At 70.0% G+C, this 19,150-nt stretch carries 21 protein-coding genes; 12 read left to right on the top strand and 9 right to left on the bottom strand.

Translation table 11 applies throughout. The annotated features are described in order from the left end of the window. Window positions 1-15 precede the first annotated feature (15 nt). Window positions 16-528, top strand: coding sequence for a hypothetical protein (locus AB0I94_RS39190; RefSeq protein WP_363314581.1), 513 nt, complete (start codon window positions 16-18; stop codon window positions 526-528). Window positions 529-1,162: 634 nt separating this feature from the next. On the opposite strand, the gene AB0I94_RS39185 is transcribed toward AB0I94_RS39190, so the two are convergent. The 4 genes from AB0I94_RS39185 to AB0I94_RS39170 form a co-directional block, all read right to left on the bottom strand. Further along, a complete protein-coding gene (locus AB0I94_RS39185; protein ID WP_363314580.1) occupies window positions 1,163-1,393 on the bottom strand; it encodes a hypothetical protein in 231 nt (76 codons plus the stop codon). Between the two features lie 772 nt (window positions 1,394-2,165). Next, on the bottom strand, window positions 2,166-3,536 hold the full coding sequence (locus tag AB0I94_RS39180) for an amidohydrolase family protein (RefSeq protein WP_363314579.1): 1,371 nt from the start codon (window positions 3,534-3,536) through the stop codon (window positions 2,166-2,168). Between the two features lie 68 nt (window positions 3,537-3,604). After that, complete coding sequence (locus AB0I94_RS39175; RefSeq protein ID WP_363314603.1) at window positions 3,605-4,573, bottom strand: DMT family transporter; 969 nt, start codon at window positions 4,571-4,573, stop codon at window positions 3,605-3,607. A 98-nt stretch (window positions 4,574-4,671) separates the two neighbouring features. Further along, window positions 4,672-4,800 carry an NAD-dependent epimerase/dehydratase family protein gene (locus AB0I94_RS39170; protein ID WP_363314578.1) on the bottom strand — a complete coding sequence of 43 codons (129 nt, stop codon included), beginning with the start codon at window positions 4,798-4,800 and terminating at the stop codon, window positions 4,672-4,674. Window positions 4,801-4,930: 130 nt separating this feature from the next. Here AB0I94_RS39170 and AB0I94_RS39165 point away from each other — a divergent pair, with 130 nt between their 5' ends. Beyond that, on the top strand, window positions 4,931-5,830 hold the full coding sequence (locus tag AB0I94_RS39165; protein ID WP_363314577.1) for a LysR family transcriptional regulator: 900 nt from the start codon (window positions 4,931-4,933) through the stop codon (window positions 5,828-5,830). A gap of 54 nt (window positions 5,831-5,884) precedes the next feature. Here the strand turns inward: AB0I94_RS39165 and AB0I94_RS39160 are convergent, their stop codons facing one another. Beyond that, the gene (locus AB0I94_RS39160) at window positions 5,885-6,334 is read right to left on the bottom strand and encodes a hypothetical protein (protein ID WP_363314576.1); all 450 of its coding nucleotides are present in this window, start codon (window positions 6,332-6,334) and stop codon (window positions 5,885-5,887) included. Here AB0I94_RS39160 and AB0I94_RS39155 point away from each other — a divergent pair. Further along, window positions 6,333-6,476, top strand: a complete 144-nt coding sequence (locus AB0I94_RS39155) for a hypothetical protein (RefSeq protein ID WP_363314575.1) — start codon at window positions 6,333-6,335, stop codon at window positions 6,474-6,476. The genes AB0I94_RS39160 and AB0I94_RS39155 overlap by 2 nt on opposite strands. Before the next feature lie 494 nt (window positions 6,477-6,970). Here the strand turns inward: AB0I94_RS39155 and AB0I94_RS39150 are convergent, their stop codons facing one another. Both AB0I94_RS39150 and AB0I94_RS39145 read right to left on the bottom strand, forming a co-directional pair. Further along, window positions 6,971-7,774: an IclR family transcriptional regulator gene (locus tag AB0I94_RS39150; protein ID WP_363314574.1), complete on the bottom strand. Its 804-nt coding sequence runs from the start codon at window positions 7,772-7,774 to the stop codon at window positions 6,971-6,973. Window positions 7,775-7,823: 49 nt separating this feature from the next. Then, window positions 7,824-8,318 carry a VOC family protein gene (locus AB0I94_RS39145; protein ID WP_363314573.1) on the bottom strand — a complete coding sequence of 165 codons (495 nt, stop codon included), beginning with the start codon at window positions 8,316-8,318 and terminating at the stop codon, window positions 7,824-7,826. 108 nt (window positions 8,319-8,426) lie between these two features. Here AB0I94_RS39145 and AB0I94_RS39140 point away from each other — a divergent pair, with 108 nt between their 5' ends. Continuing rightward, window positions 8,427-9,266, top strand: coding sequence for a fumarylacetoacetate hydrolase family protein (locus AB0I94_RS39140; protein WP_363314572.1), 840 nt, complete (start codon window positions 8,427-8,429; stop codon window positions 9,264-9,266). A gap of 48 nt (window positions 9,267-9,314) precedes the next feature. Here the strand turns inward: AB0I94_RS39140 and AB0I94_RS39135 are convergent, their stop codons facing one another. Both AB0I94_RS39135 and AB0I94_RS39130 read right to left on the bottom strand, forming a co-directional pair. Continuing rightward, window positions 9,315-9,770: a MarR family transcriptional regulator gene (locus AB0I94_RS39135; protein ID WP_363314571.1), complete on the bottom strand. Its 456-nt coding sequence runs from the start codon at window positions 9,768-9,770 to the stop codon at window positions 9,315-9,317. Continuing rightward, a complete protein-coding gene (locus AB0I94_RS39130; RefSeq protein WP_363314570.1) occupies window positions 9,767-10,069 on the bottom strand; it encodes a hypothetical protein in 303 nt (100 codons plus the stop codon). Before AB0I94_RS39130 ends, AB0I94_RS39135 begins: the two co-directional genes overlap by 4 nt. A 170-nt stretch (window positions 10,070-10,239) precedes the next feature. Between AB0I94_RS39130 and AB0I94_RS39125 the strand changes: the two genes are divergently transcribed. The 8 genes from AB0I94_RS39125 (at window position 10,240) to AB0I94_RS39090 (ending at window position 19,132) form a co-directional block, all read left to right on the top strand. Next, window positions 10,240-11,220 (top strand): TAXI family TRAP transporter solute-binding subunit, encoded by a 981-nt coding sequence (locus AB0I94_RS39125; RefSeq protein ID WP_363314569.1) that lies wholly within the window; start codon window positions 10,240-10,242, stop codon window positions 11,218-11,220. A gap of 8 nt (window positions 11,221-11,228) precedes the next feature. After that, on the top strand, window positions 11,229-11,948 hold the full coding sequence (locus AB0I94_RS39120) for a class II aldolase/adducin family protein (protein ID WP_363314568.1): 720 nt from the start codon (window positions 11,229-11,231) through the stop codon (window positions 11,946-11,948). A gap of 51 nt (window positions 11,949-11,999) precedes the next feature. Beyond that, window positions 12,000-12,731, top strand: a complete 732-nt coding sequence (locus tag AB0I94_RS39115; protein ID WP_363314567.1) for a dienelactone hydrolase family protein — start codon at window positions 12,000-12,002, stop codon at window positions 12,729-12,731. A gap of 48 nt (window positions 12,732-12,779) precedes the next feature. Continuing rightward, entirely contained in the window at window positions 12,780-13,766 is a 987-nt protein-coding gene (locus AB0I94_RS39110; protein WP_363314566.1) for a hypothetical protein, read from the top strand. A 19-nt stretch (window positions 13,767-13,785) separates the two neighbouring features. Then, window positions 13,786-14,886 carry an alcohol dehydrogenase catalytic domain-containing protein gene (locus tag AB0I94_RS39105; protein ID WP_363314565.1) on the top strand — a complete coding sequence of 367 codons (1,101 nt, stop codon included), beginning with the start codon at window positions 13,786-13,788 and terminating at the stop codon, window positions 14,884-14,886. Then, window positions 14,883-16,469 carry a bifunctional 3-(3-hydroxy-phenyl)propionate/3-hydroxycinnamic acid hydroxylase gene (locus AB0I94_RS39100; RefSeq protein ID WP_363314564.1) on the top strand — a complete coding sequence of 529 codons (1,587 nt, stop codon included), beginning with the start codon at window positions 14,883-14,885 and terminating at the stop codon, window positions 16,467-16,469. The genes AB0I94_RS39105 and AB0I94_RS39100 overlap by 4 nt, the downstream gene beginning before the upstream one ends. An 81-nt stretch (window positions 16,470-16,550) precedes the next feature. Further along, entirely contained in the window at window positions 16,551-17,693 is a 1,143-nt protein-coding gene (locus AB0I94_RS39095; protein WP_363314563.1) for an NAD(P)-dependent alcohol dehydrogenase, read from the top strand. After that, window positions 17,690-19,132 carry an aldehyde dehydrogenase family protein gene (locus AB0I94_RS39090; protein ID WP_363314562.1) on the top strand — a complete coding sequence of 481 codons (1,443 nt, stop codon included), beginning with the start codon at window positions 17,690-17,692 and terminating at the stop codon, window positions 19,130-19,132. The genes AB0I94_RS39095 and AB0I94_RS39090 overlap by 4 nt, the downstream gene beginning before the upstream one ends. Window positions 19,133-19,150: the final 18 nt, after the last annotated feature.

The following is a 19,150-nucleotide window of genomic DNA, read 5'->3' as shown; positions in this document are numbered from 1 at the left end:
GTCGAAGGAGACGCCGTGCCTGAAGAGATCCACTTCCTGTTCGCCCACGAGCCGTACTACCCGCCGCACGGCCTGCACGAGGTCAACACCACCATCGTCGCGGCCGACACGCTGCTGCACCCTCATGTACGCCAGCCCGACGGCGCCCGCATGCACCGCTACCTCCACCAAGGACAGCGTACGGATGGGGAGATCGTGCCCCTGTCGACCCTCACCCACGAACTCGACGGCGGTGCCGGATGGGAGCAGAGCGCCCACTGGGAGAACGTGGTGGATGACCTCCTCACCCTGGCCCGCTTCGGCTCGTGCGACTCCCTCGGCCTGGGACTGCCCGCCCTCGAGAGGGCCTTGATGTGCAGCGCCCCGCACGCCTGCGTGATCAACTTCAATCCGGACACCGGGCAGCGCGAAACCCACGGCCCCGATCAGCGCGCCGCCGTCCTGGCGAAACTCACTGAGAACCTGCGCACGACCCAAGCCGGGCGCGCACTCTGGCCCGGCGCAGGCCTCCTGCCAGCCATCGGGTAGGCGCGAAGCGGGCCGCCTCGTGGGCGGCAAACGAAGAAGGGGCCAGCCCTGGCGGGACACGGGTGGGCAAAGGCCCTTTGCGAGGCCCGTTGCCGTCAGGCGGCGGCCCTTAGCGCTTCGAAGCGGGTCCGCCACCCTCGCCTCGATCCGGCTCTGGCTCCGCCCGTGATCAGCCGGGCTGGTCCTAGGCCTGCCCATGCCCGGGAGGGGACGCCTATTGCCTCGCCAGCACCCGAGCCCGGGTGGAGGAGCCCGCCAAGGTCGGCTGAGTGAGATAGCTGCCGATCTTGACGTATGCGACGCGCGGCGCGTCGAGCCCCGCACCCATCCGGTGGGTGACGCTGTGACAGGCACAAGCCACCCCGATCGGCCTCGCCACCCCAGCTCTGGAGGGGTCTGTCAAACGAGCGGTGTAACTGGGGTAGTTGGGGTTACTGACGGGCCGCTGAGAGGCGGCCGTCGAAGGTGACGTCGAAGGCGTTCAGTGCGGTCTTCCAGCGCATGGTCCAGCGTTTGCGGCCGGCACCGGTCGGGTCGAGGCTCATGACGGCCATTCTGCCAGGGCCACGTTCACGTGTACGCCGACAGCGTTTGGGACTCAAGGCATGGGAGCGGGGAAACGGAGACGGCCGACTCAGGTGATTGTCTCCCCGTTGTGGATGCCGCCCTGGCAACGTGCCCTGAGGCGGCCCGTTCCCTCGCTGTCCGCCGAGATGATGATCATTCCGCCGCCCCGGATGCACTGGTTCGCCGTGACATCGCCCGGAAGGTGCGTGGCCCGGGGCTCGGCGGCGGCCGCCGCCGGAGCGGCGCACAGTAGCGACAAGGTCAGGGCCGGGACGACGGCCCACGACGAATCGCGCATGGGGAACTCCTTCTCACTGGTGCCGGGACAGTAGCCAGCGTCACCGGGATGGGGACGGCGCGCCACCGGAGACGCGCGCCTGAGGGAGGGCCCGGGCCGGGGGAGTACCGGTCGGGACAATGGGAGGCCATGCGTCGAGCGGGGGCCTAGCCGGGCCTAGCCGGCCTCGTGCGTCGCCCCAAGGTTCGAACGAGACGCGGGTGCGTCCCTCCGCCCAGACCACCTCGACGCCGTTGTCGCCAGCCACGACAGAGCGCGGACGAAGACAGTTGAGGAAGGGCTCCCTGGCCTGGCTGCGCGGGGACGGGTCGAGAAGACGCCGCACCTTGTCGTCGTCCACCAGCGGCGGAAGGGGCAGCAACAGCGCCTCCTCCGAGTCTGCCCGCCCGGCACCGCCGTCTGGATCCGTCGCCTGAACCGGTTTCGTTGACGCTGTCACCTGGCCCGCTGGATCGTCCTGTCGCCCGAGGCCCGAGGCCCGAGGCCCGAGGCCCGAGGCCCGAGGTGGCATCTAGGACGTCTCCGGGGAGCGACTGATGATGGCCGCCAACCCGGCCTCGACATCAAGCAGGCCAGCCACCTTGCCCAGCAGCACCGCGTATTGACCACCTGGCCGATGACCTCCGCAGAGATCCTGAGGAAGACTGACCGCCCTCGCATCCGCCCCTCGGGCTGGTCGTTGTACCAGGCAAGGACTCTGCCGGCCGCCGCCGTGGCGCGCATCCGTCGGTCGGCCAGCGTTCGCGTTCGCGCGTGTGGCCGGCCGGTCGGCTCAGGCGGGGAGCGGCAGGCCAGCGGCGTGGAACAGTCGGTCACGGGAGGCCGCAGCCTCGTCGAAGACGGTGTCCCCGGCCTTCAGTAAACCGTTCTCCTTGAGGACGTCACCGGCCACCACGACCATGTCGACGTTGCCTGCGTGGCCGCCCGCGACGATCGTCGCTGCGACGTCCGTGGCGGGCAGCATGTTGGCGTGGTCGAGGCGGATCATGATCAGGTCGGCCTCCTTGCCGGCTGTCAGGCTGCCGGTGCGGTTGTCGATGCCTGCGGCCCGTGCGCCCTCGATGGTCGCGAAGGACAGCAGGTCGGCGGCGTCGAAGGTAGGCAGTCCGGGGGCCCGGTCCATGGGTCCGGCAGCGCCGGCGAGGATCAGCTGCTGGTAGGCGAGCGTTGCCCGCATGACGCCGAACATGTCACCGCTCACGATCGTTTCGGTGTCCACGCTGAGGCTCGGGCGGACACCGGCGGCCAGGAGCCGGTTGGTGGCAGGCTGGCCGAGGCCCGGCATGAAGACCTCCAGAGCGCCGGCCACGGACGCGGTGGCCCCGTGCGCGGCCAGCATCCTCAGCTCCTCGTCAGTCGACGTGCAGCAGTGGATGAACGTCATGTCGGAGGCCAGCAGCCCCGTCTCGGCGAGCTGCCGGATGGCCTGCTGCTCCGCCCCCCACTCGCCGAGGCCCACGTGCATGCTGATCCGCAGGCCCAGCTCCCGGGCGAGCCGGATGTCCAGCTCGGCCACGTCAGGGGTGGACAGCTCCGGTCCGCGGAGCATCGCGTTCAGCGTGACCCGCGCCGAGTCGTCGGACAGCACCTCGTTGCGGATGCGCCGGATGTCGGCGGGATGTGTACGGTTGCTGCCGAACTGCCACTGCTCGGCCTCCGTCGACGGCCAGCCGTGGTCGAAGACGGCACGGATGCCCGACTCCCAGTGCGCGGCGATCGCCGCGTCCGAATGCTCGGGGCTGTTGCTGATGTGGGACTCGTCCCGCACGGTCGTCACCCCGGAGTCGAGGGACATCAGATCCGCCGCCAGGTTGCCGACGTGGACATCCCGAGGTTCGAAGTGCTGGCCGAGGCCGATCTGCACGTTGCTGCGGTACTCCTCATAGGTCCAGGCGGGACCCAGATTGCGCAGCGCCCCCTGCCAGTTGTGGCGGTGGGTGTCGATGAAGCCGGGCAGCACGGCGTTCCCCGTGCCGTCGATGACCCGGGCCAGGTCGTCGGACAGGTCCCGGCCGACTTCGTTGATCCTGCCGTCGGCGACGAGGACGTCGCCCACGAAGTTGCCGAGCTCGTCGTCCTGCGTCATCAGGTACGCGCCCTTGATCAGGATGCGTTCCTTGTTCTGCGGCTGGTTGTGGGACACCTGTTGTTCCTTTCGTGCCGCGGGCGGCACTGTGTTGCTTGTCTGCGGGGAAAGAAGGGGACGGTTGGTCAGGTCCGCTTCCGGTCCGGGAGCGGATGTGGGGCACTACCCGGTCGCGCCCGTGGGCGCCGGGAGGCGATCCAGACGGCGGCGAAGGTGAGCAACGCGCCGAGTACGGTGAGGAGGGAGGGGGACTGGCCGCCGGAGGGGACGAGGAAGTCCAGGGCGATCGAGCCGGCCAGCTGTCCCGCGATCGAAGCCATGCTCAGCAGCAGGACACCGATCCGGCGCACGAGGAATGCCGAGACGCCGATGAACACCATGCCGCACAGGCCGCCGAGGTAGACCCACCAGCTGGTGGGCAGCGGGTGCCCCGACGTGCCCTGGACGAGTACCTTCACGCCCCAGGCGGCGGTGAGAAACACCGCTCCGACGCAGAAGTTGAGCCAGGTCGCGGCGAGCGGTGAGCCCGACGCGGCGGTCGACGCCCCGTTCAGGGCCTGCTGCGTGCCGAGCAGGAAGCCGGCGGCGATCGCGGCGAAGGCGGGCAGGGCGATGGTGGCGGGCGCCGGAGTGTCGGCGAAGCGGGGCGCCGCGGACACGACGGCGGCCACCAGGATGACGGCGGCTCCCGTGAGCCGGGCGGCGCCCGGGTGTTGTCTCAAGCCTCCGCCGATGCCCCGGGCGTCCACGACCAGACCGGCGAGGGTCTGACCGGCGATGGCCGACACGGTGAACACGGCGATGCCGGTGATCAGCGCCGCGGTGGACTGGGCGAGTGCGAACGTGCCGCCGAGTACACCGGCCAGCAGGTACCGGCGGGGGAGCCGGCCCTCCCGGGCTGCCCCGGCCAGTCTGCGCAGCGCGCCACGCAGTCCGGAGGAGAAGACCGCGATGAGGGACAACAGGACGAAGCCACCCGCGAAGCTGATCGCCGCCGCGGCGATGCCGTCATCGAGGCGGTGACCCAGTTCGCCGTTGAGCCGGGCCTGTACCGGTACCACCATTCCGGCGGCGATGGCCGCCGCGACGGCCAGGGAACCGCCGCGGGGCGCCGCCGGGCGGGAGTGTCCCGGTGACTGCGGACCGGGACCGCCAGGACGGCGACCTGAGCTGGGTGGTGCGGTGGGGATGGTCATGTCGAAGCCCGATCGCTTTTCTCGGCGGAGTGGGCCACGGCGGTCACCTGGTGTCCACTGGAGATGAGCCGGTCGAGCACCGAGGCTTCGATGTAGCCGGTGCCGCCGGTGAGCAGTACTCGCATGGTCATCCTCTTTCACTGACGTTTCCTGGCCGGGGCGGTGGCCCGCAGGACAACGGTCGCCGTGGCTGGCTATCGTGTCCAACGAATGTTTCCGAACACCCAATCGGGAACTTCGATGAATGAGGCATCGGTGGATCAGAAAAAACTGGAGTACTTCATCACGGCCGCCGAGGAACTGAACTTCACGCGGGCGGCCCAGCAGCTGCACGTCACACAGTCCACGCTCTCGGCCGGCATCAAGGCCTTGGAGCAGGACCTGAGGGCCGAACTGCTCGTCCGCTCCACACGATCGGTCAGACTGACGGAGGCCGGCTCGGCGTTCCTGCCCGAGGCGCGTACCGCGATCGAGGCACTCGACCGGGCCAGGGCCGCGGTGGAGCCGCTCTCCTCGGGGCTGCGCGGCAGCCTCACCGTGGGCGTTCTCAGCGGACTGACCGTCATCGACGTGCCCGCGCTGGCGGGCGACTTCCATCGGCGCCATCCGGAGGTCCGGTTGCGTACCGAGACCTCCCAGCGGGGGACCGCGGGGCTGATCGAAAAAATCAAGGAAGGTCACGTCGACGTGGCCTTCGTGGGAGCCGATATCACGGACGCACACCTCAGAGTGAGGGCCGTCAAGAGGTACCGCATCCAGTTGCTGGTTCCTGCCGGTCACCCACTGGCTCTCCGTAAGAGCGTGCGGCTGAGGGACGTTGCCGGTGAACCCTTCGTCGACATGCCCATAGGGTTCGGACAACGCCAGATCGTGGACGACGCCTTCACGAAGGCGGAGCTGTCGCGGCGTGTCCTGATCGAGGTGTCGGACATCACCACGATCGCGGAGTACGTGGCGCACGATCTGGGCGTGGCGCTGCTGCCCCCGGACTTCGCGGAGGCGGCCGGGGACGCGGTGCGTTGCGTCCCCCTCGCGGACGCCCGTCTGTCCTGGACGCTCAGCGCGGTCGCCTCGGCAACGCATCCGCCGACGCGGGCGCTGCACGCCTTCCTCGACCTCATCCCGCACCACATCCGGCGCGACCGCGTGTTCTAACGAGCTCGTGCACGGCAAGCGGTGAGACGTCGAGAACTTTGGTGGGGCCTGCGTTCACTTCTGCCGTGTCGAGCTCAGGTCCACGGACCGCTGGTGGGACAGCAGGCTGGCGATGGCCTGGGGGGCGTGTTTGGGATCGCGGGCCTGGAGATGGGCGGTGCCGACGATCGCGAGCCGCATGCCGACGGAGCGGGTGTAGGACCCGGGTGCCATGGTGGCGGCCTGCTTGTTCCAGGCCAGCGCCATCGTGAGGTTGTTCAGGTCGCGGAAGATTTCGGCGGCGTCCGCCGAGAGGCGGGAGTGGGTGTAGAAGTCGATCCATGCGGGTTCGTCGCCGCTGTTGTCCTTTGCCTGATCGAGGAGATTTTCCGAGACGGCCAGAGCCCTGGAGGCGGCCCTGGGGTCGTGCTGGCGGGCGTGAGCGCGGGCCTCGATCAGCTTGGTGAACGCCAGCACGCGGGGGACGGCCCGGCCGTCGGCCCGCTCGAAGGCGCCCTGGGCCATGTCCACAGCCTGGGACGTGAAGCCCCGCAGGAGGGTCTGCATAGCCACGGCCAGCGTGCTCTGGTGGGCCGGCGGTGCCTTCGTGGTGATGTGGGCACTGATGTTCTGTATGCCGAAGCACGCGAACAGCCAGGGCGACTGATACCTGCCGCACCGTCCTGCGCCCCCTTCACAGAGTGGCTTGTGGCTCCGGCTTCACACCGGGGCCACCCGACTTCTGAGGGTGCGGGACACGACGATCCGTCAAGGGGGAGCCGTACGGGCGTCGCTGTGCGATGAGGCTCCGCCCCCTGGACCGATCGCCCTGTCCCGAGGCTGGCCGGCTATCGGCCGGCCCCGACCATGCGGCGGCCAAGCAGCCGAGGGTGGTCGCGCGTACAGGGCTGGCCACGTAAATGTGTACGCCGACACATGCCCCTGCACGGCCGCGCCGCTCTGCGGCTGTTCGCCGGAGAACGCCGCCGGTGTTTCCCGTCCCTATGGTGCCCGGCGGCTGCCGCCCCCCCCCGCCAGATCGAGCCTGGCGGGGGGCTTGGGATCCGCCTCCGTGCCGCATCACGAAGGCGGTGGTCAGTTGATCCCGGGATTATGCGGAGCCTGACATGGACGTGCTGGTCTGCGGGCAGCCGGAGAACGTCAGGCCACGCTCAGGCGTGTCACTTGGGCGGACAGGTCGTCCGCGGCTTCCCGAACAGCTTTGACGTAGCGAGGTACATCCCGGTCGGGCACCCGGTGGGACAGCGCGGCGAGGCTGATGGCGGCGGTGACAGTGCCGCTCTCGCCGAACACGGGGGCACCGATACCCAGGACGTCCGGGTCCAGCTCTCCGCGACCCACGGCGTAGCCCTGCTCGCGGATCTCGGCCAGGTGTGCACGCAGCTCGCCAGGCTCGGTGTGCGTCGCGTCGGTGTAGCGGGGGAGCGGGACGGCCAGCAGGGCGTCGAGTTCCGCTTCCGGCGCCCAGGCCAGCAGGGCCAGCGCGGCGGCCCCGGCATTGACCGACAGTACCTGTCCGCGTTCATAGGAGAGTCGAAGTGCCGTGTTGGCCTCCTCGCGTTCCAGGCAGACCACGGCCGCGCCCGTCCTGCGGGTGAGCAGGACTGGCGTCCCGGTCCGCTCGACGAGAGCGCGCATCACCGGCCGCGCCAGGTCGGACAGGCCCACCCCCTTGCGGGCCAGACGGGCGAGGTCGAGAACCCGCGGGCCGAGCCGGAACCCGGAACCCTCGCTCTCCTCCAGGAAGCCGTTGGAGGTGAGGCTCTGCAGGTAGCGGTAGGCGGTGGAGCGAGCCACGCCGAGGTGCTTGGCGACCTCGGTGGCCGGCAGCACCAGCTGGTCGTCGTTGAACATCAGCAGGATGTCCAGGGCCCGGTCGGCCGTGGAGTTACGCCCGCGATACCCCTGGCTGGTTCCTGTTTCACGAGGAGTAATTCCTGACATACAGGAAACCTACCAGGAGCATGCGCGGGCGATCATCCTGTGGGCCCGGCTACTGGACGGGCTGGTAGGCGTCGGAGTCGTCGTTCAGCAGGCGGTCCGCCTCGGTGTAGATCTCGTCCGGGCTCAGGCCGAAGTCGATGGACTTGCGGAAGGGCTGGCGCACGTCGCGCTCGATGCGCAGATACACCTCGTTGCGGTTGCCCTCGGGGTCGAAGAAGTAGATACCGAAGGCGTTGCCGTGGGTGACCTCTTGCTGGACCTTCACGCCTTCCGCCTCGAAGCGCCGGTGGAACGCGCGCAGATCCTCCAGCGACTCCACCCGCCAGGAGATCTGGTGCTGCTGCTTGTCCCCGATCGCCGAGGTGCGGCCGGTCTGCAGCACGAACTCGTGATGCTCCTCGTCCGGGCGGGCGCTGAAGAAGACGATCTGCAGCTTCTCGTCCTCGTCGGTGACGGGCAGTCCCATGACGCGCTCGTAGAAGTCCCGCATCTTCGGCAGGTCGTACACCCACAGGCCTGTGTGGCCGAGTCCGGTGATGGCCATGTCGCCAACCCCTTAAGTGTCTCGTGTAACAGGACAGCTATCCTGCATTTCGCAACTAGCGTACGATCGTTACGCGGTATCGGTCAACGAAAGAAGAGGTGCATCACCATGCGACTGGCCACACTCCGGGTGGGGGACGAGACCCGCGCAGCCCGGCTCGACGGTGACTTCTACGCCCTGCTGCCCTCCCGTGACGTGGGTGAGCTGCTGGCATCAGGGGAGGGCTGGTCCGAGGCGGCCGGGCCGGGTAGCGGGCAGCGGATCCCGGTCGAGGAGGCCGAGTTCGCGACGCTCGTGCCCCACCCCAACAAGATCGTGTGCCTCGGGCTGAACTACGCCAGCCACATCAAGGAGATGGGGCGCGACACCCCGCAGTACCCGACGCTGTTCGCCAAGTACGACGGCTCCCTCATCGGCGCCCACGATCCGATCACGCTGCCGTGCGTCAGCGACCGGGTGGACTGGGAGGCCGAGCTCGGCTTCGTGATCGGCCGTGCGGCGCGACACGTTCCCAAGGAGAAGGCGCTGGATCACGTCGCCGGTTACACGGTCGTCAACGATGTGACGGTGCGCGACTATCAGCGGCGTACCCGGGAGTTCCTGTCCGGGAAGACCTTCGAGGCGACCACTCCGGTGGGCCCCGTGCTGGTCACGGCCGACGAATTCGGCGGTCAGGAACCTGACTTGGAGATCCGCTGCGAGGTCGACGGGGAAGTGATGCAGTTCTCACGCACTTCGGACCTGCTGTTCGGGATCGCGGACATCGTCTCCTACCTGAGCGACATCATCACGCTGCTGCCGGGCGACGTCATCTGCACCGGCACCCCGGGCGGCGTCGGCGACGGCCGGGAGCCGAAGGTCTACCTCGAGCCGGGCCAGACCCTGCGGACGGTGATCGAGGGGCTCGGCGAGACCCGCAACCTGTGCGTGGCCGAGCAGTCCGTCTGATCCGGGCACGGGTGAGGGCTGAGTGATGACGCTCTCGCCCCCGCCCGTCTACCGGGGCGGGGCCAGGGCCGCGGCCAGACCCCACAGATCGGGAACGGCGGCGGTGATGCGTTCCACCGCCTCCGGCGAGAGCTCGGCCAACGCCGAGCCGATCTCCTTCTGCAGGCTGTCGTTCACCTCACCCCCGGCGGCGATCATCTTCCCGGTGGGATGCAACTCCACGAAGCGCCTGTCCAGCGGGTTCTGGCGCCGCTCCAGGAACCCGTCCCGGTGCAGGTGTGTGACGAGCGTGCTGACGTTGTTCGGCTGCATGCCGAGGGTCTGGGCGATCTCCCGCACGCTGATTCCTGGCCGGCTGTCGATCAGGCGCAGCACCTCGACCTGGGCGAGCGGGCGGGCCGCTTCACCGGACGGGGGAGACTGGCGCTGGCGCAGCGCCCGGTGAAGGGTCCACGTGAGCCGGACCAGGTCGATGGGGAGTTCTTCGGCGGGGCGCTCGTTCACGCACCCATCTTATCTCTACCTCTATAGGTATCGCTGTCGTATGAAATCCGCGGCATTGCCACGCAGAGCCCGGCCACGGCCTTGGGGCGGACCGGCTGACGGGTGCACGCGGTGCCGTCCGGGTAGTCGCCCGCGATCTTCGCGAACTCCGGGTCGCTGACGGTGGGGGCGATCTCGTCAGGGTCAGTGACCAGGGATGCCTTCCCCTTGACCTGCAGCGAGCGGGTCTCGAAGCGGCTGTCGTAGCCACCGGGCGGCAGGTGGTTGGCGGCGTAGGCGACACGGGGGTCGCGGACCAAAGCGGGCGAGTGATGCGTCCGTGCAGGCCGGCGCCCGTCGCAAGTAGGTCTGCTGGTAGAGGTATAGCGCTAGATTTATTGCACCTCCCTCTCGCCAGCGCTCGTCGGATCTCCTATGGTGATCGATATGCAGGACGTGTGTCCCTCTTGTCAGGACTGGAGTGTTAGTCATGAGCCGACCCCACGACCCGCACGGGCAACGCCCGGCGGAACCGAGGATCGAGCGGTCCCTCACCCTGCACCTGCGCGGCGACTGGGGAAGCGCCAACCTGCACCGCGTCTGTGGATGGATCGCCCAGGAACTGGCCGACCGCTGCGGCCCCCACACCCGCATCGCGACCTGGAACAGCCGCGGATTCAGCGACGCCGTGCGCGCCGTCGGTCGTGGTGAGGTCCATGTGGCCCTCACCACCCCGGCCGCCTTCGCGGCCGCCGCGCTCGACGGCCGCGGCGTCTACGCCCATGAGCACTATCCCGACCTCCGCGCCCTGGGCGTCGTACCGCAGCGGGACCGCCTCGTCGTCGCCGTGGACAAGAAGCGCAACATCACCAGCTTCGCGGAACTGCGCGCGCACAAGCCTGCCCTGAAGCTGGCGACGTCCATCCACGACAGGGTCAACCACGTCGGGCTCGCCGCACACGAGGTCCTCACCCGCTCCGGCGTCGACATCACCGGCTGGGGCGGTGAACTTCTGGAGGACGAGCGGCCGTTCGAGTCCCTCGATCACGTGAAGGAGGGCCGGGCCGACGCCATCGTGCACGAAGCGGTCATGCTGCCCGCCTGGCAGGAGATCGGCCGGCACCTGAACTTCCTGGAGGTCGAGCGCGACGTCCTCGACTCGCTGGCCGCCGACTACGGCTGGCCTGACGCGGTCGTGGACGACGGATACTTCCCAGACCGGGCCGCGTTCACCACCCTCGACTTCTCCGACTTCCTCGTGGTGACCCGCGCGGACCTCCCCGAGGACCTCGCCTATGCCATCGCCTGGGTGCTCGGCGAGACCCGGCACATCATCGAGGGCCAGTACCGGCACCTGTCGCCCGAGCGCAGCCCCATCACCTACCCGCTCGACCCGCACACCATGGGCCGCAGTCCGGTTCCGCTGCACCAGGGCGCGGCCCGCTACTACGAAGCGCTGCCGACCTCGTGACACCCGAAATGACGCCCGAAGAGGCCCGTACTCTGACCATCCAGGCCGGCCGGGCCCTGGCCGCAGCCGGGCAGGGCGACATGGTGTGGGGCCACGCGGCAGTACGCGACCCCGCCGGTCGGGGAATCTGGATCAAGGCGCCCGGGTGGGGCCTGGAAGAGGTCACCGAGGAGCGCCTCCAACTCGTCGGCCACGACGGTACCGTGCTCCAAGGTGACGGCAAACCGCACAAGGAATGCCACATCCACCTCGAAGTGCTCGCTGCTGACCGGAAGTTGGTCTGCTCCGTGCACACCCACGCCACCGCGGCTGTCGCCTTCGCGGCCCTCGGTACACCGCTGCTGGCCATCTCGCACGAGGGATCCCTGTTCGCCGGGAGCGACGTGCCACGGTTCACCGAGACCGGCAAGCTCATCAGCACCCCCGCTCTGGGCAAGGCCCTCGCCGCCGCTCTTGGAGAGGCGCCCGCGGCGCTGCTGCCCAAGCACGGCCTGGTCGCGGCAGGGCACAGCGTGCCTGCCGCCGTCATGCACGCCGTCCTGCTCGACCGGGCCTGCACCGCCCAGCTCTCAGCAGCGGCGGCCGGGCCGGTCCGCGTCCACTCGGACCAGGCCGAGGCCCGCGCCAAACACGCCGAGTGCTGGCCCGACACCCAACTGGAGGCGGGCTGGAACTACCTCCTGCGCCGCGCCGAACTCCTGCGCCGCGCCGAACTCCTGCGCCCCTGACCGCCCACCCGGCGTCCGCACCACACGCACCACCCGTTCGAGAGGCACACCATGAACGCCCAGCAGCCCACCTCCTGGATCACCGTCCCCACCGCCGACGGCCCGATGAACACCTACGTCGCCCGCCCCGACGGCGTCGCCCACCGCGCCGTCGTCGTCCTGCAGGAAGCCTTCGGAGTCAACGACCACATCCAGGACATCGCCCGCCGCTACGCCGCGCACGGCTTCCTCGCCCTGGCCCCCGACCTGTTCCACCGCAACGGCGTGGGCACCCTCGAGTACAGCCAGCACGCCGAGGCCATGCCACTGATCGGCGCCATCGGACCGGACGCCATCGTCACCGACGTCGAGGCCGTCCTGGCTCACCTGGCCGCACACGAAGGCGTCACCACGGCGCGCACCGCCGTCAACGGCTTCTGCTTCGGCGGCCGTGCCGCCTTCACCGCTGCCACCGCCATCCGTGGCCTGGGCGCCACCGTCGTCTTCTACGGCCCCGGCATCGCAGCCGGACCACACGCCGTCGTCGACCGCGCCCGGCACATCGATGCCCCCGTCCTCCTGCACGTCGGCGCCGAGGACCCCACCATCCCCGGCGACCAGGTCGCAGCCATCGACGACGCACTGCGCAGCAGCGGCGTCGACTTCGAAAGTTACGTGTACGCCGGCGCGGGCCACGCCTTCGCCTGCGACGCCCGGCCCCACATGTACGTGGAGGACAGCGCCGAAGCCGCTTGGCAGCGCACCCACACCTTCCTCGACAAGCACCTGCCCCCGGCCGCCTGAGCGCCCCGCCGCGGACACGCAACACCCCGACATAACAACGGAGTTGTCATGGGTACCGTCACTGAAGTGATCGCGGTCGTCTGCTCCGACGAGCCGCCGCGCACCGTCTCCCGCGACGAGCATCTTCTCCTGTCGCCGCCGCATCCCAACCCTTTCCCGGTGAAGCTGTGGCACGACCACGAGCCGCTGCCCGTCGTCCACTTCCCGCAGGGCTACGAGGCCCTCCCGTTCGCGCCGCCGCGCGCCGTCTACGAAAGCGCACAGGTCCGCGTCGAGTGGCAGACGATGGACAATCGCCAGCCCTTCTACCACCGCAACTGCGACGTCGACGAAATCTCCTACCAGATCGCCGGCGAGCGCACGCTGATGACCGAACTGGGCACCATCGAGCACCGGCCGGGCGAATTCTCCCGCATCCCGCGGGGCATCGCCCACGACAACTACGGCCGCCGCGAAAGCCACCTGCTCTTCTACACCCCGGCCCCCGTCACCGAGGAGCGGGCCGCACAGCGCACGTCCGAACCCCTCTTCCCGCCCTTCGAAGGCTGGACACCGGGCCCGGTCAACGAGGCCGTCACCCAGTGCATGGGCACCCCGGGTCACGACATCACCGTCGCCCCCTCCGACGAACGCACCCTCCTGGAACAGGTGCACGCCGAGAAGAACCGGCTGCACGTGATCACATCACTGTGTGATCCCGGCATGACCTGGCTGTACCGCTCGCGCGGCTTCCGGATCGGCAGCGTCCGCCTGCTGCCGGACAGCCCCCGCACGTACCGCCGCACCCTGGATGCCGACGAGATCCAGTACCAGATCAGCGGCCGGCGCACCCTGATCACTCAGCGCGGCATCGCCGAACTCGGCCCCGGCGACTTCGTCCGCGTTCCCCTCGGCATCGCCCACGCCAGTGTCTGCGCCGACGAGTCCGAGCACATCGCGCTGTTCTCGGACCGCGAGCTGCCCCAGATCGCCGACACGGCCAGGACCGCCGACCCCTACACCCCCGAACGGCTCGCCGCAGCCCTCAACGGCTGAGCGAGCGAGGAGCCGCACCATGACCGCGATGCTGGCGGCGCGCGCCCACAAGGGCTCCGAAGCGCTGCACCTGCACAAGATCGCCATACCCGAACCCGGACCGGACGATGTCCTGGTGAAGGTGGCCTCGGCCGGCCTTGCGCCCGGCATGATGACCCTGCTCGCCCAGGGCGCCTTCAAGCATCTGCCCACCACGCTGGGCCACGAGGCCGCCGGCACCATCGCCGCCGTCGGCAGCGGCGTCAGCGGTATCGACGTCGGCACCCGGGTACGGGTCCACCCCAACCTCAACTGCCGTGCGTGCGGATACTGCCGCTCCGATCGCGACATGATGTGCCCGCAGCAAGCCATGATCGGACACGCCGCGTTCAGCCCCGTCCCGATGCCGCTGTACGACCGCTACCACGACGGAGGGCTTGCGGAGTACATCCGGGTACCCGGCCACCTGGTCGACGTCCTGCCCGGCAACGTCTCCTACGACGTCGGCGCAAAAGTCCACGACCTCGCCAACGCCGTACGGGCCCTGAAGCTGGCCGGCCTCCCGCTGGGCGCCACCCTGATCGTCACCGCGGCCACCGGAACCATGGGGACCGCCACCATCAAGCTGGCCTCCCATTTCGGGGTCGGACGGCTGATCCTGGTCGGCCGCAGCGCTGAGCGTCTTGCACCTGTGAGCGCGCTGGCCGGCGACGTGCAGGTCGACACGGTCGCCCTCGACGAACTGCCCGCCGAGTGGGGCACCGCCGCCGGGCTCACCGGAGCCCTGCGCGCGCTGGCCCCCCACGGCGCCGACGCGGTCCTCGACTTCGTGCCCGAAGGGCCCGCCATGTCCCAGGCGCTGGCCGCCCTGGCCACCGGCGGCACCCTCGTCCACATGGGCGCCAACCGCAGTCCCCTGACGCTGCCGATGGCCGCGGTCATGGTCAACTGCTGGCGGATCATCGGCACCCGGGCCTGCACCCGCACCGACGCCCGGGAAGTCCTTGCCCTCCTTGCGGACGGCGGACTGTCGGCCGACGACCTCATCACCCACCGCTACCCGCTCGCCGCCGCCGTCGAAGCTGTCGACGCGCTCCAGAGCCGCGCCGAGCCGATCTGGATGGCGGTGGTGAACCCGTGAACACCCCACACCCCGTCCTCATCATCGGCGGCGGCCCGGTCGGCCTGACCGCCGCCAACCTCCTTGCCGCACGCGGTATTCCGCTCGTCCTGATCGAGCGGAACCCCTCCACCAGCGACGAGGCCAAGGCCATCAGCCTCGACGACGAGTCGCTGCGTACCCTGGAAGCAGCCGGACTCGCCGAACGGGTCCTGGACATCGTCGTGCCCGGCACCGGCACCCGCTACTACGACCGCAAGGGTCGCCCGCTCCTGCACGCACGCGGCCCCCAGCCCTACCGCCTCGGCTACCCGTTCAAGAACCAGTTCGCACAGCCGGAACTGGAACGCGTCCTGCTGGACGCCCTCAAGTCCCGGCCCGAGGCCGACATCCGCTTCGCCACCGAACTGCTCGCCCTGGACGAACAGCCCGAGGGCAGCGCCACCGTGGCCCGCCTGCGCCCGACGGGCAGTGACTCGGACACCGTCGAAACCCTCACCGCAAGCTGGGTCCTGGCCTGTGACGGCGGCCGCTCCACGGTGCGCGATCTGCTCGGCATCGGCATGACCGGCACCAGCCACCAGGAGGTCTGGCTGGTCGCCGACACCACCGGTGACCACCACGACGAGCGCTACGGCATGCACCACGGCACGCCCGATCGGCCGACCGTCATCGTGCCCGGCCGAGGCGGCCGCTGCCGCTACGAGTTCATGCTTAAGCCCGGCGAAGGGGAGAAGGGCGTCGAGCCCGACTCCGAGACGGTACGCCGACTCGTCGCCCCCTACCGGGTCCTGACCGAGGACCAGGTCGAGCGCTGCACCGCGTACACCTTCAACGCGGTCGTCGCGGACCGCTGGCGCGACGGCCGCGTCCTCCTGCTCGGCGACGCCGCGCACATGATGCCGCCGTTCGCCGGCCAGGGCCTCAACTCCGGAGTGCGCGACGCCGCCAACCTGGCCTGGAAGATCGACGAAGTGTGGCGCGGACGGGCCGACCAGCGCCTCCTGGACACCTATGAAGCCGAACGCCGTCCGCACGCCACCGCCATGGTCCGCTTCTCCGAACGCCTCGGCGACGTCGTCATGACCACCGACCGGCGCCGCGCCCTGCTGCGCGATGTCACCGTTCGGACCTTGCAGCGCACCGCGCCCGGACGCCGCTACCTCAGCGAGATGCGGTTCCGGCCGATCGCCCGCCACCGGGCCGGGCTCGTCGTCGGAGACCATCCGCTCACGGGTACACAACTCCCGCAGCCGCGGGTGCTTGTACCGCCCTCCCTGCACCCGCGACTGCTCGACGAGGTCCTCGGCGACGGCCTGGCCCTGCTCGGCGTGAACGTCCCCGACGCGGCCTGGACGCTCTTCGACGCCCCCCAGTGGCACGCCATGAACCTGCACCGGGTCGACATCGTCCTTAATGACCGGCTCCCACAGCCCGACGGCCCGCGCCCGGCCGTGGCCGACGCCGACGGCCGGCTGGAGGCCGCTCTGCGCGCCGCTGCCAACCGGTTCGTCCTCGTCAAACCGGACCGCTACATCGCCGCCGTCATGGGCCCCGACAACATCCCGGCGGTCGGCGCGCTCCTGCGCGAGCTCGCTGCCTGACCCCGACCGCACACCGCCGGGTGCCCCGCCGCCCCTGGGGCAGGGCACCCGCCGGTCCGGCAGAGCCGAGAGAAGAACACCGTGCCATCGCTCACCACCCGCGCCGCCGTGGCCCGCACCGCAGAGGACACCTTCCACTGGGAGACCGTCCTGCTCGACGACCCGGGCCCCGGCGAAGTCCTCGTCCAGCTCGTCGCCACGGGCCTGTGCCACACCGACCTGTCCGTCCTCGCCGGACGCCTGCCCACACCACTGCCCGCCGTCCTCGGCCACGAGGGCGCCGGCATCGTCCAGGCCGTCGGCCCGGACGTCACCGGCCTGACGCCGGGCGACCGCGTCCTGCTGACCTTCAACTCCTGCGGCCACTGCCTGAGGTGCCGCACCGGAGCACCGACACGGTGCACCACCTACTTCCCCCGCAACTTCGGCGCCGCACGCCCCGACGGCAGCAGCCCGATCCGCACCCCGGACGGTGCACGCCTCGGCGGTCTCTTCTTCGGCCAGTCCTCGCTCGCCCACCATGCCGTGGTCTCCGCTCCCAGCGTGGTGCGCGTCGACGTGGCCGACGACGACGAACTCGCCCTGCTCGCGCCCATCGGCTGCGGCGTCCAGACCGGAGCCGGGGCCATCCTCAACGTGCTCAAGCCGCAGCCCGGCGACACCGTCGTGGTCCTCGGCGCCGGCGCGGTCGGTCTGTCCGCGGTCATGGCCGCCCGGCTCAGTGGTGCGCGCACCATCATCGCCGCCGACATCGTCTCCGAGCGGCTGCACACCGCCGAAGAATCGGGCGCCACCCACACGGTGAACAGCCGCCAGGAGAACCTGGCCCAGCGGATCACGGACATCACCCGGCACGCCGGCGCGACACACATCGTCGAAACGACCGGCGTCCCCGCCCTGCTCGAACTGGCCGTCTCCCAGCTCGGCGTCGGAGGCACCGTCGCCGTCGTCGGCGCCCCGGCCGCCGGAAGCCGGGCCTCCTTCGACATCAACTCCCTCATCGACGGGCGCACCATCCGCGGCGTCACCGAAGGCGCCAGCGACCGGCTGACCTTCATCCCCGCCCTTATCGACCTGCACCGCCAGGGCCGCCTGCCCTTCGACAGATTCATCCGCTTCTACACACCCGACCGACTCGACCAGGCGGTCGCCGACGCCCGCTCGGGCCACACCATCAAGCCCGTCATCTGCTTCGACACCGCCGAGAACCTGGGGGAGAAGTGAGCCTGCCGCACGCCCGCAACCTGATCGACGGCCAGTGGCACGGCGGCCACGCCACCGGCACCTCTCTGGCCCCGGCCACCGGCCGGCCCCTGGGGACCTACGCCGACGCCGGAGCCGTCACCGCCCGCGCCGCGATCGATGCCGCCCGGAGCGCCTTCACCACCACCTCCTGGTCGCGCGACCGCACGGCCCGATCGCGGGCGCTGGCCGAGTTCGCCGACCGCATGGCCGCCCGGCACAGTGAACTGGCCGCCCTTCTGTCACAGGAGAACGGCAAGCGGCTGCCCGAGGCCGAGGGAGAGATCGGCGCGGCCATCGCCAAACTCCGTTACCACGCCGCCCTCGCCCTCACCGACACCGGCCGTGCGGCCGAAATTGTGCCCGGAAGCTACTCGTTCACGCTCCACAAGCCCGCCGGCGTCGCCGCCGTCATCGTGCCGTGGAACTCGCCCGTCATCCTCGCCGTGCGCTCCCTGGCCCCGGCTCTCGCCGCCGGCTGCACCGTCGCGATGAAGATGCCGGCCCAGACCGCGCTCACCAACGGACTGCTGTACGAGATCATCGCCGAGACGGAAGCCCTGCCGCCGGGCGTCGTCAACGCCTTCACCGAGTCCGGCAACACCGGCGCACCACTGCTGGTCTCCGACCCCGGCACCGACGTCATCAGCTACACCGGATCGACCATGGTCGGCCGCGTCATCATGGCGCAGGCCGCCCAGCACCTGAAGGCGTGCTCCCTGGAGCTCGGCGGCAAGACACCCATGATCGTGTGCGACGACGCCGACCTGGCCACCGCAGTGCCCGTCCTCACCGCAGCCATCACCACGTTCGCCGGCCAGTTCTGCATGGCGGGCAGCCGCATCCTCGTGCAGCGCGGCATCGCCGACGCCCTGCGTACCCGGATGGTTGCCGCCCTCGACGCAGTGGTGGTCGGCCCGGGCGACGACCCCGCCACGACGATGGGACCGGTCATCGACCGTGCCGCCGCACAGCGCATCGATGCCCTCGTCGTCGGCGCGAGCGCCTACGGCACGGTCCTGGTACGCGGCGGACTCCTCAACCCCCAGGGCGAGGACGCCTACGTCAGGCCGAGCCTCGTCGAGGTCGAGGATCCGTCGGCACCACTGGTCCAGGAGGAGGTGTTCGGGCCGGTCGCCACCTTCGAGGTCTTCGACGACGAGGACGACGCCGTGCGCCGGGCCAACGCCACCGAGTTCGGCCTCGCCGCGTCCGTGTGGAGCAGCGACGTGGACCGGCCCCTGCGCTTGGCAACCCGCCTCGACGCCGGAACCGTCTGGATCAACAACTGGGGCATCATCTATGACCAGTTCGAGGAGGGCGGCATGAAGCAGAGCGGTGTCGGGCGCCTCAACGGCGCCCGCGGGCTGGCCGAGTTCCAGGAGATCAAGCACCTGGTGCACACCGTGCGCGCCGGCTGACCCACGCTTCGACCGTCA

Origin of the sequence: Streptomyces sp. NPDC050147 (assembly GCF_040660195.1) — a bacterium.
Taxonomy (GTDB): Bacteria; Actinomycetota; Actinomycetes; order Streptomycetales; family Streptomycetaceae; genus Streptomyces.
Note: the sequence above shows the minus strand (reverse complement) of the source record. Positions and strands in the feature narration are given on the sequence as shown.

Excerpts from the sequence above, each read along its gene's own strand:
- AB0I94_RS39105 (WP_363314565.1), top strand. The coding sequence starts at position 13,786 with ATGACCGCGATGCTGGCGGCGCGCGCCCACAAGGGCTCCGAAGCGCTG.
- AB0I94_RS39170 (WP_363314578.1), bottom strand. The coding sequence starts at position 4,800 with ATGCGAGTACTGCTCACCGGCGGCACCGGCTACATCGAAGCCTCGGTG.
- AB0I94_RS39120 (WP_363314568.1), top strand. The coding sequence starts at position 11,229 with ATGACGCCCGAAGAGGCCCGTACTCTGACCATCCAGGCCGGCCGGGCC.
- AB0I94_RS39150 (WP_363314574.1), bottom strand. The coding sequence starts at position 7,774 with ATGTCAGGAATTACTCCTCGTGAAACAGGAACCAGCCAGGGGTATCGC.
- AB0I94_RS39140 (WP_363314572.1), top strand. The coding sequence starts at position 8,427 with ATGCGACTGGCCACACTCCGGGTGGGGGACGAGACCCGCGCAGCCCGG.
- AB0I94_RS39145 (WP_363314573.1), bottom strand. The coding sequence starts at position 8,318 with ATGGCCATCACCGGACTCGGCCACACAGGCCTGTGGGTGTACGACCTG.
- AB0I94_RS39115 (WP_363314567.1), top strand. The coding sequence starts at position 12,000 with ATGAACGCCCAGCAGCCCACCTCCTGGATCACCGTCCCCACCGCCGAC.
- AB0I94_RS39110 (WP_363314566.1), top strand. The coding sequence starts at position 12,780 with ATGGGTACCGTCACTGAAGTGATCGCGGTCGTCTGCTCCGACGAGCCG.
- AB0I94_RS39185 (WP_363314580.1), bottom strand. The coding sequence starts at position 1,393 with ATGCGCGATTCGTCGTGGGCCGTCGTCCCGGCCCTGACCTTGTCGCTA.
- AB0I94_RS39160 (WP_363314576.1), bottom strand. The coding sequence starts at position 6,334 with ATGGCCCAGGGCGCCTTCGAGCGGGCCGACGGCCGGGCCGTCCCCCGC.
- AB0I94_RS39125 (WP_363314569.1), top strand. The coding sequence starts at position 10,240 with ATGAGCCGACCCCACGACCCGCACGGGCAACGCCCGGCGGAACCGAGG.
- AB0I94_RS39155 (WP_363314575.1), top strand. The coding sequence starts at position 6,333 with ATGTCCACAGCCTGGGACGTGAAGCCCCGCAGGAGGGTCTGCATAGCC.